General features: G+C 70.5%; 13 protein-coding genes and 1 pseudogene. 13 read left to right on the top strand and 1 reads right to left on the bottom strand.

Annotated elements, in window-relative coordinates:
• The first annotated feature begins 210 nt into the window (after positions 1-210).
• From OG254_RS49305 to OG254_RS49255, 11 genes and pseudogenes are all read left to right on the top strand, one after another.
• Positions 211-432, top strand: a complete 222-nt coding sequence (locus OG254_RS49305) for a hypothetical protein (RefSeq protein ID WP_405576188.1) — start codon at positions 211-213, stop codon at positions 430-432.
• A gap of 520 nt (positions 433-952) precedes the next feature.
• On the top strand, positions 953-1,879 hold the full coding sequence (locus tag OG254_RS49300) for a conjugal transfer protein (protein ID WP_405576190.1): 927 nt from the start codon (positions 953-955) through the stop codon (positions 1,877-1,879).
• Between the two features lie 5 nt (positions 1,880-1,884).
• Complete coding sequence (locus OG254_RS49295) at positions 1,885-2,217, top strand: hypothetical protein (protein WP_405576192.1); 333 nt, start codon at positions 1,885-1,887, stop codon at positions 2,215-2,217.
• Complete coding sequence (locus OG254_RS49290) at positions 2,214-2,798, top strand: hypothetical protein (protein ID WP_405576194.1); 585 nt, start codon at positions 2,214-2,216, stop codon at positions 2,796-2,798. The genes OG254_RS49295 and OG254_RS49290 overlap by 4 nt, the downstream gene beginning before the upstream one ends.
• On the top strand, positions 2,795-5,485 hold the full coding sequence (locus tag OG254_RS49285) for an ATP-binding protein (protein ID WP_405576196.1): 2,691 nt from the start codon (positions 2,795-2,797) through the stop codon (positions 5,483-5,485). The genes OG254_RS49290 and OG254_RS49285 overlap by 4 nt, the downstream gene beginning before the upstream one ends.
• Positions 5,485-5,838, top strand: a complete 354-nt coding sequence (locus OG254_RS49280; RefSeq protein ID WP_405576198.1) for a hypothetical protein — start codon at positions 5,485-5,487, stop codon at positions 5,836-5,838. Before OG254_RS49285 ends, OG254_RS49280 begins: the two co-directional genes overlap by 1 nt.
• A gap of 1 nt (position 5,839) precedes the next feature.
• Entirely contained in the window at positions 5,840-8,578 is a 2,739-nt protein-coding gene (locus OG254_RS49275) for a hypothetical protein (protein ID WP_405576200.1), read from the top strand.
• 38 nt (positions 8,579-8,616) lie between these two features.
• Positions 8,617-9,726, top strand: a complete 1,110-nt coding sequence (locus OG254_RS49270; protein WP_405576202.1) for a C40 family peptidase — start codon at positions 8,617-8,619, stop codon at positions 9,724-9,726.
• A 392-nt stretch (positions 9,727-10,118) separates the two neighbouring features.
• Positions 10,119-10,721 carry a hypothetical protein gene (locus OG254_RS49265; RefSeq protein ID WP_405576204.1) on the top strand — a complete coding sequence of 201 codons (603 nt, stop codon included), beginning with the start codon at positions 10,119-10,121 and terminating at the stop codon, positions 10,719-10,721.
• Positions 10,697-13,336 carry an ATP/GTP-binding protein gene (locus OG254_RS49260; protein ID WP_405576207.1) on the top strand — a complete coding sequence of 880 codons (2,640 nt, stop codon included), beginning with the start codon at positions 10,697-10,699 and terminating at the stop codon, positions 13,334-13,336. Before OG254_RS49265 ends, OG254_RS49260 begins: the two co-directional genes overlap by 25 nt.
• A pseudogene (locus OG254_RS49255) lies at positions 13,336-14,254 on the top strand (replication-relaxation family protein). The gene OG254_RS49260 and the pseudogene OG254_RS49255 overlap by 1 nt, the downstream one beginning before the upstream one ends.
• A 38-nt stretch (positions 14,255-14,292) precedes the next feature.
• Here OG254_RS49255 and OG254_RS49250 read toward each other — a convergent pair.
• Entirely contained in the window at positions 14,293-14,688 is a 396-nt protein-coding gene (locus tag OG254_RS49250; RefSeq protein ID WP_405594745.1) for a hypothetical protein, read from the bottom strand.
• Here OG254_RS49250 and OG254_RS49245 point away from each other — a divergent pair.
• The gene (locus OG254_RS49245) at positions 14,687-15,637 is read left to right on the top strand and encodes a hypothetical protein (protein ID WP_405594743.1); all 951 of its coding nucleotides are present in this window, start codon (positions 14,687-14,689) and stop codon (positions 15,635-15,637) included. The two genes, OG254_RS49250 and OG254_RS49245, sit on opposite strands and share 2 nt — an antisense overlap.
• A 16-nt stretch (positions 15,638-15,653) precedes the next feature.
• Complete coding sequence (locus OG254_RS49240; RefSeq protein ID WP_405594741.1) at positions 15,654-16,076, top strand: hypothetical protein; 423 nt, start codon at positions 15,654-15,656, stop codon at positions 16,074-16,076.
• Positions 16,077-16,162: the final 86 nt, after the last annotated feature.

Genomic DNA, 16,162 nt, shown 5'->3' with positions numbered 1-16,162 from the left:
GGTCTCAACGCGAGCCCGGCCCTGGGGCTCCAAGGGGGATCTCCGCCCTCCACGGAAGCCGACACCGACGAGTAGTGGACAGAGCTCCCTGCTGACGCGGATCTGCCGAACGGGCACGCTCGAACGTCGAGTTGCGCGGCTAAACCCTGGGCTCTCCATCGTCCTGGTCCGGTACAGCGCACCATCCCGATACATCTCTTGGAGGAACCAGTGAGTGACAAGCAGGGCACCGCCGGCCCCGATCCGTCCGGCCCGACGGCCGGTGGGCGCCCGGCGCAGCCCCGGCAAGTGGCCGAGGACAAGGCCTCGAAGCGGACGGACTTCGCGAAGAAGGCCGGCCTGGCGGCGATCGGCGGAGCGTTCTCCGGAACGTTCCGTGTCGTGGCTTCCTCGATCCGCGACGCGTTCCTTGGAAGCTCCACGACGGACTGAGGCCGACCGATTCCACGGACCGGCCGCCACCCAGCGCCCCCGCGGCCTCCCGTGGAACGACTGCCTGATCCCGGCTGCGCAATCGGTGCCCACCATCGACTGCGCAACCCCAGGCGGGGCATTGCGCGCGCTGCGCACCGGATCGCGGGGTCGTGCGCAATCGACATGCGCGGATGAATGCGCAGCCGCCTTCGCCAGACGGCGCTCGCCGGGAACCGGCTGCGCATCCGGTGAGCAGTCCCCGGAGCAGGAGGCCGGACCACTACTCACCGGCAGGCAACCGTCCCGCGCGGGGCTGCACACCGCCGCCCCGACCGCCATGCAGTCCCCGGGCGGGAGGCGGCTTCGTGGGGTGCGAAATGTCGTGGTCGGCTCTGTGGTCGGGGCGACCACAAACCCGACCACGGCTTTGTGGCCTATTCGTGATCGTGGTCGGGCCTTCATGGTCGCTGGTCAGGTCGGGGTCGACGGATTGCCTCGGGTCAGACGCAACAACGCGCTCTGACCTGGGAGGTCGACCATGTCTCCTGCCAAGCAGGCAGCGGAAGAACACGCTGCTCCTCCGACCGCTGCGGGGGCCCGGCTGCAGCAGATGCGGCGACGGGTCCGCCTGGGCCACCTGGGCGTGTGGGGTGCGGTAGCGGCCGGCCCCATCGCGCTGGCCTTCGCCGTGGCCACACCGGCCACCGTCGTCCGTGCCGCACCCGCGACTCAACCGACCACTGTTGAAACGACCGTGCCGGCCAGCCCAGCCGGCTACGCCACCCTCTTCCTCGACGCGTGGCTGCGCAGCCGCGCGGGCGGCGAGAGCACTGCGCAGGCCCGGCTTGCGCAGTCGATGGGCCCGGACGTCGATCTGCCCGAGACGTCGGATGCGCAGCCCGCCCCGGAGTCGGTGACAGCGGTGCGCAGTGCGCAGCGGACCGACGAGGCGTGGTCGGTGACGCTGGCTGCGCAGTACGCCGACGGACGGTTGCGCTACTTCGCGGTGCCGGTGGCCGCCGACCGTGCGGGGGCCTCGTTCACCGTGACTGGCGCGCCGGGCGCAGTGACCGGCCCAGCTCCGGCCAAGGCGCCGAAGTCGGCGTACAGCGTGAGCGTCCCGGAGGGCGATCTGACGTCGGCGGTCGCGGAGTTCCTCGCCGCGTATGTGACCGGTGCCGGCGAGGTCGACCGCTACCTCGCCCCCGGCGTAACGCTGGCGCCGGTCTCCCCCGCCCCGTACACGTCCGTCGAGACGCAGCAGGTGTCCGCTGTCGAGGAACCGGCGGCCGCCCAGAAGGTCCCGACCGACGGAACGAAGGTCCGCATCCTCGCGCAGGTGGAAGCCCAAGACGCTGGTGGGCGGTGGCCGTTGGCATACGAGCTCGCGCTCAGGGCCCGCTCGGGCCGGTGGGAAGTCACGGCGCTTGAGTCCGGCGTCGGCACGGTCGGGGGTGCCCGGTGAACACCATGAACAGTGTCGTCCTCGCCGGGCGGCTGGACGACTCTGGTGACGCGTGGATCGCCATGCTCGGGGACTGGGCGGCCAAAGGCCTCCAGGTGGGGCTGGTCGGGCTCGTGGTCTGCATCATGATCCAGAAGTTCTCGCTGAAGGCCGGGATCGGCGCGCTGATCCTGATGGTGGTCGCGCTGGGTCTGTACAACTCACGCAACGACCTCGCGAGCATGTTCGAGGACGAGGTGAAGAACCCGGCCAAGGGCGCACCCGCCGTACCGGGCATGGTTCAGTCCGAACTGCCAACGTCGCGCGAGCATTCGCCGGGTGTGGGGGGCTGGCTGTGAGCGCGGCAGCCGCGGCCCGGGTGAGCCGCTTCTACACCGCCGCCCGCCGCCACCCCTGGGTGCTGGGGAAGGTCGCGGACTGGAAGATCCCCCTCGGCCCCTACACGCCCGCGCAGATCGCCCTCGCGGTCGGCGGCGGCTTCCTCCTGGTGAAGACGGTCAGCTGGTGGTCGTGGATGGGCCCGGTCCCCGTCGTCGCATGGGTGCTGGCCGTGTGGACGGTGCGTCGTCCGAGGATCGCCGGCCGTGCCCCGATACAGGCTGCGTGGGGCTGGCTGCTCCTCGGCTGGCAGCCGCGCGGTGGCCGGATCGGCGGCAGGGCCGCCCACGACCGGGCTCCCCGGCCGCTGCTCGGAGGGTTCACCATCGAGGACGCGCCCTCTCCCGCCTCGTCAGAGGCACCAGGTCGGGCGTCTCGGCAGTCCGCGTCCCGCGCCCGCGCTCCACGCCGTCCCGCACCGTCCCGCTCGTCCCTGCTCCGTCCGGCAACAGCGCAGGCGGTTGCTCCGGCGTCGGCTGGACCGCTGTCAGGCGTCCAGCAGTTGCTTGCTCTCGCTGAGCAAGGGGGTGCGTCGCGGTGAGGATTCCGATCCGTCACATCGCCGGGCATCTGGCGTGGTCGACGCACGGCAGCGTGTGGGCGATCTACCGGCTTCATCCCGAGCCTGATGCCCGCGGCCGCCGCGAGGAGACGATCCAGGGCACCTACGTGCCCGCCGCGGTCCGTGACGAACAGCTCGCCCAGGTCACGCATTTGGTGCGCTCGTTGTCCGGGGCACCAAGGTTGTTCGGGCTGTGCGCGCAGGTCGACCCGGGCGAGATCGCCCTGAAGATGGTCGAGGGCATCGAGCCCACGGACCGGGCTGAGGGCAGCGGTGTGCATCCGTGGGTGGAGAACGTCGAAGCCACCCTGGACCTGCTGAGCGAGCAGGAGATGCACCGGCGCACCCTGTGGTTGGCCGTTCCCCTGCACAGTGACGCCGCGGGCGGGCAGGTCACCGCGTCGCTGGGAGCGGTATGGGCCGACGTCGCGCCGCTGCTGGGGATGCGGGCTGCGCCCGTGGCTCGGCGGGAGGTGGCCGGCTACCGCGAGCAGGCCTCCCGGGTGGAGTCCGCGCTCGCCGGAGCAACCGCGTTCCGCCCCGCCCGGCCGGCGGAGATCGTGTGGATGATCCAGCACGCCCTGCACCGCGGCCTGGCCGAGCCGCTGCTCGCCGAGGCCGAGACCAGCGAGCTGTACGGCGGGCAGATCCGTGACGGGGTCCTGCGCTCCCCCAGCTACGCCGACCTCGGCCAGGTACGCCTGCACGAGGGCGGCATCGATGCTGCCCTCGACGACGTCGACGAGCTCAAGGGCTCGGGCCGGATCACGCGGTCGGGCCGCACGTCCTGGTGGCGGGTGAACACCGGCTCCCCGCTCGGCCGTCGCTGGCTGCAAGTCGAGTCCGACTCCGGGGTGGGCTACCAGGCCCACCTTGCGCTGGCTGAGTGCCCGCCCGCGGTCAGTCAGCAGGCGGCCGATCTGTTCGCCCAGCTGGAGACCCTGGACTTCCCGGTCGACTACACCGTCGACCTCACCCTCGTGCCGGCGGAGAAGGCCCGCGACCAGGTGCGGCGCAAGAAGAACGAACTCATCGACCAGGCCGACCAGTACGACGCCCGCCCCACCGGCATGCCCGCCTCCCTGACCGACGCCGCCCGCGACCTGGGCGAGCTGGACGCGCGGCTGTCCCGCACGAGCGTGGAGGTCGAGGTCCAGTCGGTGACCGGGTTGACGGTCTGGGGGCCGACCGCCGCGGTCTGCGACGCCAGGGCCCGCGCCCTGGCCGCCCTGCTCGGCGGCGCCGACTACCGGGCCGTGCGCCCGGCCGGACTCCAGGAGGCCCTGTTCACCCTCGGGCTGCCCGGCACCGTACGGCCGGGCGTCGTAAGGGAGTTCACCCAGCACCAGGTCTCCGAGGACTGGGCGCTGGGCGGGGCCTTCACCGCCTCAGAGGTCGGCGACCCGAACGGAATGTTCCTCGGGATCGACCTGGACTGCGGCACCACCCGCCCGGTGATGATCAACGTGGCGGACGCGCCGAAACAGGACGCCTCGGCGTCCATGGGCATCGTCGGCGACCTCGGCGCGGGCAAGAGCGTCCTGGAGAAGCTGATCTCCGAGGCGGTCTGGGCGCGCGGGGGATGCGCGATCTGCATCGACCGGACCCTCGTACGCGAGTGGGCCACTTTCGCCCGCGGCGCGGCCGCCGGCCGCTGCCAGATCATCGACGCCGCCCAGGCCGAGGTGTCCATCGACCCGCTGCGCATGTTCGACGGCCCCGAAGGCCGCCACTACGCCCTGTCCTACCTCACCCTGCAACTCGGCATCGGCCCGATGAGCACAGGCGGCGAGGTCCTGCACCACGCCGTCGAACAGGCCGCTGCCGGCGAGGCCCCGTCCATGCACCGCGTGCTGGAAATCCTGGAGGAGATGGCCGGCCAGAAAGCGGGCAAGCGGCAGGACGCAGCCGCCACCCTCGCTGGCCTCATCCGCGTGGTCGCCACCAACCCGCTCGCGGCGATGGTGTTCGACCCAGGGCTCCCACCGGTGCGGCTGGACGCCTCCAGCACCTCCGACATGATCGTGATCACGACGACCGGGCTGAAACTGCCTCCGAAGGCGGCTTTCGCGAGCCCCGAAGTCCTGCACCAGCAGCCCCTGGAGGCCCTGATCGGCCGGGCGGTGCTCTATCTGATCGCCGCGATCGCCCGGCAGACCGCATTCGAAGACCCCTGCCGGTTCACCGCGGTGGTGCTGGACGAGCTGTACTGGCTCACCTCATCCGCCGAGGGCACCGCGCTCGTCCACGAGATCCTCCACGACGGCCGCAAGCACGGCGCCGGCCTCATCGCCGGGTCCCACGACGCCAACGAACTCGGCCCCGACCGCGGCCTGATGGCCTACCGCGCGCTCGCCCGCACCGCCGACCGTGAACGCGCCCGCCGCGGGCTGGAGTTCCTCGGCCTCGACCCAGCCGACGACGCGCTGGTGCGGCTCGTGACCACCGGCCTGTCCCCCGTCGGCCGCAAGGGCCGCGAAGGCGAGTTCCTGCTGGCCTGCCCGCGGCAGAACACCGGCCGCATCAAGGTCACCATCCCCCGCATCCGGCGCATCACCACCTCCATCACCACCACGCCGGGACGCCCCACGAGCACAGCCCCGCCCGCCCAGCGTGCGGAGCCCGCCGATGAGACCGCAGGAACCCGTCCAAAGGAACACGTCTGATGATCTCTTCGCCCTGCGACCGCTCCCGGCGCATTGCCGCCGCATGTGTCCTCGCTGTGGCCGCCGTCGTGGTCGGCGTGCTCGCCCTGACCGTCGGGGTGGGTGTCCCGCACGCATGGTGGCCGGACACGGGGCGCGCCTTCGCCGCTGACACCCGTCCCACGAACGACAATCCGTGCGCCCCGATCGCGGGACCGGCCAAGGACTACTGCGAGCGCGGCACCAGGACGACCGCCTCCGTCGAGAAGCCGGGCGGTGCCGGTGCGGCGTGGAGGCTGGTGCCGGCCGGTGCCGGCGTGGCCGCCCTCGTGGTGTGGCGGCGGCGAAGCAGCGCAGGGCGAAGGCGGCGCTGACGTGTTCCGTCCAGACCGCGCAACCCTACGCTCGGCGGCCACGGTCGTGTTGCTGTCTGCCGTGTTCGTTCTGGTGAACAGCCAGGTCGTGTACGCGGCCAGTAGCAACAGCGAGACCGGTGACCTCCTCGCCCCGTTGAACATCTACTCGTCCGAGGGCGTGCCGATCAACGGCTATGAGCTGAACGCCCAGGGCGGCTCCATCTTCAGCTTCAAAACCCAGTCCCTGGCCTTCGCCCTGTCCGGCCTGTTCGCCATGATCCGGCTGCTGGTCGGACTGGCGGGCTGGGCCATCGAGATGGCGTTTAGGTTCCCGCTGCTGAAGATCCTCCTTGCGCCGGCGCAGAAGGTCTCCGACGCCTACAACCACGTGGTCGTCGACGCCCTGGGACTCAAAGGGCTGCTGCTGGCCTGGGCGTTCGTCTTTACCGGTTTCATGATCGTCCGCGGCAAGGTGGGGCGCGGTCTGGGTGAGATGTTCCTGACTTTGTTGATCGCGGCGTTCGCCGCGTCCGCGTTCGTCCGCCCCGACTACCTGCTCACCCAGGACGGCCCGCTGGGACAGACCCAGGAAGTAGCCGCCGCGGTCGCCCAGGAGAGCGTCAATGCCTATAACTGGGGCGGCAAGCTCGCCAGCCGCGGCCCGTGCGACGGCATGGCCGGCAACGCCGAGATCAAGTGCCTGGAGCATGAGGCCGAGCGGCCGGTCTCCTCCACCGACGTCGCCCGCCCGCTCCAGGACTCGATCACCAACGCGCTCATCGTCAAGCCGTACATGCTGCTGCAGTACGGGCGCATCCTCGACCCCGCCAAGAAGTCCGACAGCAAGGCCTACGCCGTCCATATGAAGTGGCTCATCGGCGGCTACCAGGCCGACGGGGAAGTGTCACAGGACGCCAGGGAAGCCTGCAGCGATATCTGGGGGCCGGCCAAGGAATACTGCATGGCCGGCCACGACCCCGATAGTCGTGTTGATGACGGCCCGGACACCGGGGGGCTGCCGTCCCTGACTCCGGGCGGGGAACTGCTGAACGCCGCCCGCCCCGTGATCACCGAGGAGGACCAGGAGTTCGCGGTATTCCTCGCGGACATGAAGAGGGCCGGCCCTGTCGGCAAGGCGTGTGCCGCGTACGCGGAGAAGCCGACCTGGTGGCGGGTCGGCGGCGCCTTCCTGCTGCTGATCGCCACGCTGTTCATCTGCGGCATGCTGCTGTCGTCCACGATCGTCCTGCTCGGCACCCAGGGCATCTGCGCCGCGGCCGCGGCGGCCGGCGGCGTGACGTTCATCGCCGGCATGCTGCCCGGGCCCGCCCGCCAGTCGGTGTGGAAATGGCTCTCGGTGTGGGGGATCTCGATCCTCGCCGTCGTCGGCATCTGCGCGTTCATCCCGTTCTTCGGGATCGCCGTCGACGCCACCCTCACCAACGGCCCCGACCTGATGGCCGAGCGGATCCTGCTGATCGACGTCCTCGCCATCGCGGGCGCGGCCGGGCACCGCCGGATGCTGACCGGCATCTCCTCGTTCGGCAGGCGCATGGCCATGCGGATGCGCTACGCCAAGGTCGGCGGCACCCACATGCCCGGCGACACATCCGAGCTCGGCGCCGCCCTCGCCATGAACTCCCCCGCCGGGCTCGGCGGATACGGCGGCGGGCTGCGCGCCCTCACCGGCAGTGGGGGCGGCCGGTACGGGATCCTCGGCACCCGCCAACGGCTGATGGGCGCGCTCGGCTCGCTGGTCGACGGGGCGGGTATGCCGGCCGACACCGGCCGTGTCCTGGCCGATGCCACCGCCGAAGCCGGACGCGGTCTGGCCCCGCTCACCGCGGCCGCCGCCGTGGGTGGGCTCGGTCTGCGGCTCGGCGGGAAGGGCGCGCACTGGCTGCTGATCGGCCGCCGGCCGGACAAGGAACACCTGGCCAGGTGGCGCAAGGCCCTCGCCGACGGAGACCCGAACGCGGACGATCCGGGGGACGGTGGCGACGGATCGGGCGGTGGGGGTCCGCGTCGGCCCGGAGGCCCGCCGGACCGGTACCGCGACGAGGACGGCCAGGTCGTCGACACGCGCACCGGCGAGGTCCTGCACGACCAGCACGCCGACCGCACACTGCTGTCGACCCGGGCGCACAACCGGCTGGTCCGCTACCGCGGCTACCGCCTCCTCAATCGCGGGGGCCGGGTTGCGTACGGGACCACCATGGGCCTGCCCGCGAATGCCAGCCGGGCCCGGGCGGCAGGCTCGCGCTACGCCCACGAAGCCCGCCAGCAGGTGCGGGTCTGGGGCAACACCCTCCGCGAGGACCGCCGGGCCTGGAGACCCACGGGCCGCCAGACATCCGCCGCCGCGGGTGAACACACGGATGACAGTGGCAGGACCGGCCCGGTCGGCAGCCGACGCCTGCCGACCCGTCCAACACCGGCTCCTGAGCCGACTGGAGCCTCCGGCACGGGTGGCGCGAGGTCAGCAGCTGCGCCACCCAGTGCCCCACCGGTTTCCGGCAGCACAGCACCGAGCGCACCGACGCCATCGCCGACGCGGCTCGCAGGCGGTGCGCCCCGGCAGCCAGCCGGATCACCGTCCGACAGGTCCAGCTCACGCCTTCCCGGAAGCGGAGCCTCGAGCAGCAGCCGCGCCGAGGCACAAGCCCGGTGGCAGGAGCTGATGCGCAGGACCGCGCCCGACGCCGAGCGCAGGCGCCCGGAGCGGCCCCCGATGCCGTGGGACGAGGATCCCCAGTGAGGCCGGCCCGGCGCCGCATGGCGCGGTGGGGGTGTGTGGTGGCGCTGCTCTTGTTCGCCGCCGTGTGCTGTGCCGCCCCGGTAGGCAACGCGATCAGTGCGTACGTCGCGCTGAAGTCGGGTGCCGAGGACGATGGCGGGATCGCCGAGGGCGGCAGTGCCGCGGATATCCCGCCGCGGATGCTGACCGCGTACAAGAAGGCCGTCCAGCAGGCCGGCACGCATGCCCCGAAGTGCCAGGGCATGCGCTGGCCGATCCTCGCCGGGATCGCCAAGGTCGAGTCCAACCACGCCGTGGGCAGGAACATCGCCGCAGGCGGCGACATCCGCCCGAAGATCTACGGAGTACTCCTCAATGCGTCCGGGGCCGGTGGCAACACGAGCGTCTTCCCGGACACCGACGGCGGTAAGTGGGACGGCACCGCTCAGGCCGAACGCGCCGTCGGACCCTTCCAGTTCCTGCCCTCCACCTGGGACGGCGTCGGCAGGGACGCGAACGGCGACAAGAGGGCTGACCCGCACAACGCGGACGACGCCGCGCTCGGCGCCTCGCTCTACCTGTGCGGCAACGGCCGCGATCTGACGAAGCGGGCACAGCTGAAAGCGGCCATCTTCTCGTACAACCGCTCGAACGCGTACGTGTCGAACGTGCTGGGGTGGATCGACCAGTACACGGCGGCCGCCAAGGACCCGGACCTGAAGAACGTGTCCGCCAAGGTCCGCACCGTCATCGAGGCGGCACTGTCGCAGCGGGGAGTGCCGTACTCGTGGGGCGGCGGAAACACGTCCGGGAAGTCGTACGGGATCTGCTGCTCCCCCGGCGGGAAGAGCGGAACGGCCATCAAGGGCTTCGACTGCTCCGGGCTGACGCAGTACGCGTACGCGAAGGGCGGCATCAGCCTGCCGCGTGTCGCGGCCTCCCAGGCCGGTGTCGGCAAGCGGATCCCGGCCAGCCTCGGCACGAGCGCGCTCAAGGCCGGTGACCTCGTCTTCTACGCCACCACGCCCGGACGTGACTCCACGATCTACCACGTCGCGATCTACCTAGGCGGCGGACAGATGGTCAACGCTCCCCGACCAGGCACGGTCGTGCGCCTGGACGCCGTCAATGCGATGCCCGGCTATGCGGGAGGGGCCCGTCTACTGTGACCACCACATCGCGTGTAGGTTCCGATTCAAGTTGTCACTGTCCGAGCATTCTGTCGGCAACTTGTCGGTTTGGAGCCGCTGTTGGAGGCTCCTGTCTCCGGTCACCGGCCCTGTCCCAGCCTGGGCGCCATGCCTCTTCGGCAGGTTACCCCTGGCCGGAGGACGACACACCGGCACCCGCCAGCGCGCCCCTCGTCCGTGGCCGCGACAACAAGTGGTCGGACGGTCAGCCGGTCGAACTCCCCCGACCGGGCGTTGGCACGCAGGAAGCGACAGATCGGCCGGACAGAACCGCCGACAAACCGTCTGGACGCCGGATCGAATCCGCTGGTCACAGCGTCGGCCACCGACAAATCAAATCGGAACCTACATCGCGCTCACCGCGTCTGCTGTTGCTGAGCACCGTCCTGCTCGCCGTCGTCGGCGTCGCCCTGCTGAGCCTGCCGCAGGAACAGGAGTCACCTGCCCCAGCGGCGCCGTCGATTGCGACTGCGGATCCGTCAGCTGCGGTCCGTGCATCTGAGGCTGGCAGGGCCACCATCGGCCCGACTATGCCGTCGGCGGCCGCCGAGACGCCGTCCGGCTTTCCCTCCGTACTGCCGCCGCACGGCGACGGGGCGGCTGGCGACCAGGCCGTCCAGCGGTCGCTGGAGGCGGCCTGGCCCGCCGACCTACCCACCGGCGACGAACGGGAGTTACTCAGTGCCGGCCGCGCGCTGCTACGCGCAGACGCCACAGGCATCGGCCGGGCGAAGTGGCCGAACGCCTTCCCCAACTCGGGCCAGGTGATGGCACCGGCTTTCGCCCCCGCCCGCTTCCGCATCCAGGCCGCCATCGCCCGCCGGGACGGAAGCCCGAACCAGGCGGTGGTCCATCTGGTGTGGGCCGGCCAGGACCGCGGCGGCACCTACACCGACCTCCGCATCACCGACCTGTCCTTCACCCGCGTCATCAAGAAGGGAACAGCTACGTGGACTCCGCAGCCCCGTACCTGACCGATCAGGCCTCAGCGTCGGTGCCAGGCCAGGTGGTCGACCTCGTCCTGGGCATCGTTCACGCCGCCGGCTGGGTGATCACCTACTGGTGGGTGGTTGCCTTGGCTGTCGTCGCCGTCTGGGCTGCGGGCGAGGCGCTGGTGCGTCGTCTGGCCCAGAAGGCCTCGGCCGAGCGCATGGCGCTGGAGCTGGCCCCGACGGCGCATTTCGACCCATCCCTGGAGGAGATCTTCCGGCGCGGTGTGCAGCTGGCGCGCGCGTCCACGGCCATGCCCTGGTGGGCACCCCGCCGGGCCAAAGCCGTGCAGATCCGGCTCCGCTGCGACGGCAGCACACCCCTGCGCTACCGCATCGAGGGCCCGGCCGGCGCCCAACGCCTCCTGGCCATCACCCCGTTCGGTCCCGACGTCACCGTCAGCAAGGCCCGACCGATCCTCGACAAGCCGCGCGAGCATGTGGTGCGGGCCGAATTCATCCTGCGGGGCAAACTGACCGCGCCGCTGCGCGAGGTGCCCCTCATCCCCGACCCGCTGCAACCGCTCGTCGACGCCGTAGCCGACCTGCGCGCCGAACTCGGCGACCTCGCCGAGATACGCCTCGACATCCAACGCGCCCCAAAGTGGGCACTGCGGGCACGCCGCCTGCAGCTGATGAGCGCGGCCCGCCGCTCCGAGCGGCGCGAGGCGCAGCGGGCTGCCCGCTGGCTCCGTCAGGACGCCGGCGGCGTCGAGGACTCGCTGTCCTGGCAGTTGCAGCAGCTGCTCGGCAAGCAGTCCGGACCGGCCGCAGGACGGCGGCTGGTCATGCCACCGGTCCCCCGCCGTGTGGAACCGGCCGAGGCGCTGGGCAAGCTCGCCAACGACGACCAACTCGTCCGTGTCCAGCTGCTGGTGATGTGCGCCTCCAACATCGAGGGCCGTGCCCAGGCCCGGCTCGCCCAGCTCCAGGCCGCCTTCGACGTGTTCGGCGGCCGCTCCCGGTGGGCGATGCGAGGCTGGAGGCTGGGCCCCTGGCGCATCGGCGCCGACCACTGGCCCACCCGCGGCGCCTTCGAACGGCGCTGGGCGCTCGGACAGTGCCAGGCGCCGAGGTCCAACTGGCTGCGACTGGAAGAACTCGCGGGGCTGCTCAAGCCGCCCACCGTGCACTGCCGGGTCCCGCTGTTCGCCCACGACCTGCCCACCTTCGAGCACCAGAACCCGGAGCTGCTCCTGCAGGGCATCTACCGCACCCCGGACGGGCGTCGGCGTCTGGTCGCCACCCATGCCGCCGAGACGCTGTTCGAAGTCGGGGTGGGCAAGGCGGGCGGCGGCAAGACCGAACGCGCCCTGGCCCAGGCGATCGGCTGGGCGCACGCCGGCGGCGGGCTGCTGTTCGTCGACCCGCACGGCGACTCCTGGCCGCGCGCCCTGCCCTTCCTCGCCCATGACCACCTCATGCAGCGCATTGCGCTGATCGACCTCAATGTCCACGAACCCAACACGCCGGTCAGTTCGTGGAATCCGATCGGCATGCACCAGGGCCAGGTCGCCCACGAGGTCGTGGAGGCCACCGTGGACGCCTGCGCGGCAGCGCTCGGCTGGGACGACACCACCGCCCCGCGCGCGATCACCATCCTCACCGCCGCTCTCACGGTCCTGGTCGCCGTCAACGAAACCGCGTGCCGGGCGGGCCGGGCGCGGGACCAGGCGACCCTCTTCCAGGTGCGGGCCCTGCTCACCGACGGCACCTTCCGTGCCACGGCGCTCGCGGCGGTGCAGGACAGGCTCGATGCCGAGACCCGCGCCTGGTGGGACACCGTGTTCCCGGCCCTGCCCGCGGACGCCCTACCCGTCGTCCTCAACCCGCTCGCCCGGCTGGCCGCCAACCCCGTCACCCGCGCCTTCCTCGGCCAGCCAAACAGCGCCTACAACATCCGCGCCGCCATGGACACCCGGATGATCGTGTGGGTGTGCCCGGGCGGCAACGGACCCACCGACCGCCTGCTGACCGCCCTGCTCGCCCGGGACCTGCTGCGCGCCGTGCGCTCGAGGAGAGACACCCCGGAAGGCCGGCGCGTCCCGTTCCGCCCGTACTTCGATGAGCTGATCACTCTCACCGGCGCCGCGCCGGAGACCATCGCGTCGATGTTCGAGGACTTCCGTAAGTACAAGTGCCACGTCCACGGCATGACGCAGTTGCTGTCCCGCCTTCCCGGACCAGTGCGGCAGTCCCTGCTGCAGAACGCCTCCACGCTGGCCTGCACTGCGGGCTCCCGCTCGGCGATCGCGCCCGTCACCGCCGAGTGGAGTGACACGCCCGGTCCGGACATCGTCGCCGCGCTCAACCGCTTCGAGCACTACATGTCCCTGACCGTGAACGGCAGACGGATCGGACCCGCCCAGATCACCGGCCCCCACCTCGACGACGTCTTCGCCGACTACGCCCGACCCGGCCAGGTACCGGCCCTTCACCGTGCCGCCCACGCAACAGCCGAGGCGGCACCACTGGGCCAGCTCATCGCTCGGGCCGCCGGCCAGCACAGTCGGCTCCTCGCCTTCCTCACCGAACTCGCGCCTTCCCCCGGCCAAGCCCGCTCCACCCTTGTGGACGTGCAGAACAAGGAATTCCACTGATGACTGCCAGAAGCCTCCAGCCCACCTCTTCGGGCCTGGCCCCGAGTCCGACAGAGCCGCTGCGCCACCAGATCCTGGCCGCACTCGCCCAGCACCGCATGGCCACCACCAGCCAGCTCCTGCACCTGCTGCGGCCCGACCGCTCCCGCCAGTCGGTCTCGGAGCGGCTGAACGAGCTGCTCGGCAAGCACCTGGTCGACTTCGTGATTCTGCCGCAGTCAAACCGCACCCGGGTCTGGTACCTCACGCCGAAGGGCGCCCGCCTGACGAGGGACTGGCCCGCGCTGCGTGGCCGCCCGCCGTACCCGATCACCTCATCCACCGCCGCTTCCCTGCGCACCCCGCACACCCTCACCGTCCTGCGCACCCACCTCGCCTTCGCCGCCGACGCCCGCCGCCAGGACGACGAGCACGGCCCGTGGGACTGGACACCAGAGGTCTCCCACGCCATCGGGGAGGGCGAACGCGTGGTCGCCGACGCCGTCCTGCACTACACCGCCATCGAGGGCGAAGAACGTCGCAAACTACGGGCGTTCGTCGAAGTCGACCGCGCCACCATGAGCAGCGAGCGACTCGCCGTGAAACTCATCGACTACGCGCGCCTGTGGACCTACCAGCCACAGCCCGTCGGCAGGCAGCGCCCCCGCCCCGGCACACCCGGCCCCCACCCGACATGGCTGCGCTGGTATCCCGTCCTCCCCCACATCCTTTTCGTCCTCACCGCCGCCTCCCGCCAGGTCCTCGCCGGCCGGATCAGCGACCTCAAGGCCATGACCGCGCAGCATCCCCTCGTAGCCACCATGGCCCGCAGGCACCCCTCGGGGCAGCCTCCTGGACGACCTTGAAGAGAAGGGACCCACCGGTGACGTCTGGGCACCCCTGACCGGCGGCGACTCGCGGCCGTGGACCGCACTGTGACCCGATGGCACCGTGTTGCCCTGACCTCCGGTTGATCTCTAGCCTTCGCCTGGGTCGTACGGTGCTGAAGGTTGATTCCAGACGGCGACAATCCGGCTGACAACCTGCCGGAGTTCGCGGGCGTTTCGCGGCGACATCGTCTGCATCACGGCATCGAGGAGAACACAGGCTTCGAGGGGATTGCCGCAGCAGTACCAGAGCGCGTTGCCCAACTCGTAGTCATGCCACAGCTGGCGTTCGGGGCGGTGGACGTAGTCCTTCCACAGGCGCACGGCCGCGCTGACGTCTCCTGGCTGCAGATAGTTGCGGGTGCGTTCAAGACGGAAGATCTCGGACAGTGCACGCGAGGACAAGCCGTCGATGACCGGTTTCGATTCTCGTGTCCGGTGGCGGGGAATGTCGGCCCGGATGCCTGTTGGCCGTCTACGCGGCATGGACCTTTCGGTGCGTTGTCATGCCGCACATCGTGCCACGCCCTCGGCGGTGACGGCGGCGCCAAAGGCGGGGGCAGAACGCCGCGATCCCTGGGTGGTCCTCGATGTTGTCGCGAAAGCCGTTGCCGTGCTAAAGCGCCTTCACTCCCACCGCCTGCTGTTCCCGGTCTGGCTGGAGCAAGATCGCCAGGACTACCGCGACACGAAGAGACTCGGTGAAGCTCGCACTGACGACACGCTGACCAACGACATTCAGAGGTTCATCGCCTGGCTCAACCTGCAGTGTCAGATTCGCGGCCGCTGTGACGGCATCCCCACGGAAGGACTCGGCTCGCCCAGCTCGTCCCGGTTCCGACGGACACTTGCATGGTTCATCCGTCGCCGGCCACGCGGGCTGGTTGCAGCTGCGATTCAATACGGGCATCTCCACACGAAAATTCTCCAAGGGTACGCAGGGAGCTATGAATCCGGCTTCCCAGATGAGTACGCGTTCGAGGACTGGCTCTATCGCATCGAAGTCCTCGCCGAGGAAGCCATCCGCAACGGCGAGCACGTCAGCGGTCCGGCCGCCGACGCCTACCGGCAGCGTGTGACCGTGGCCGGCCGCCAGTTCGCAGGCCATGTCCTGACCAGCGACCGCCAGGCCCGCGACCTCCTGGGCAATCCCCTTCTGCAGATCTTTTACGGCGATGGCATGACCTGCGTCCTCGACCCGAACCAGGCGGCATGCCAACTCCTTGGAGCCACCGACGCCCCGCTGGTCACGCCGGACATCGACGACTGCCGCCCTCGGTGCCGCAACATCGCACGCACAGACCGCGACATCGAGCGCGTCCAAGCCCAGCGTGACGAGCTCCTCGACGTCACTGCCGATCCGCTTGCTCCAACCATTCGATGCGCGCGAGTTGCACGAACTGCGGCGCCTGGACCGCATCCTCAAGAAGCATGAAAGGGACGTTTGACGAATGACAGCCATACAGACCGCCGCCGACCCAGTCCGTGAGGCAATCCTCGCCGCGATGGACCGCCTGCTCGCCGGCATGCCCCTGCGGTCCAGCGGACGCCTCAGCATTTCCCAACTGGCCGTCGAGGCCGGCAGCAAGCGCTGGCACCTCACCCACCAACATCTTGGCCTCAAGGAGCTCTTCGAGGTACGGGTGAAGGCTGCAGCAGCCACACCCCAAGCCTTCGCCAAGCGTCTCAGCGACCACGATGAGCTCAAGGACAAGCACGCCAAGCTGATCAAATACTGCGCTGAACTGGAAGAGCGCCTGCAAAGTTACGCGTCGGCGATCAACCTGCTTGCCCTTGAAAACGTAGCCCTGGCCGCCGCCTCGGACACGAGGGCATCCGTCATACCCCTTCCCAGGCCAGAGACATCCCCATAAGCAGGCCTCAACAAGCGGGCCTCGCGAGAGGCCGCATCCGCCGAATGGCAAGCTGACAAGCATGACGTCCAAGAACCGACCCGAAC

The sequence above is a fragment of the Streptomyces sp. NBC_01092 genome, from assembly GCF_045039535.1.
Classification (GTDB): Bacteria; Actinomycetota; Actinomycetes; order Streptomycetales; family Streptomycetaceae; genus Streptomyces.
This window is presented reverse-complemented; position numbering and strand designations above follow the sequence as displayed.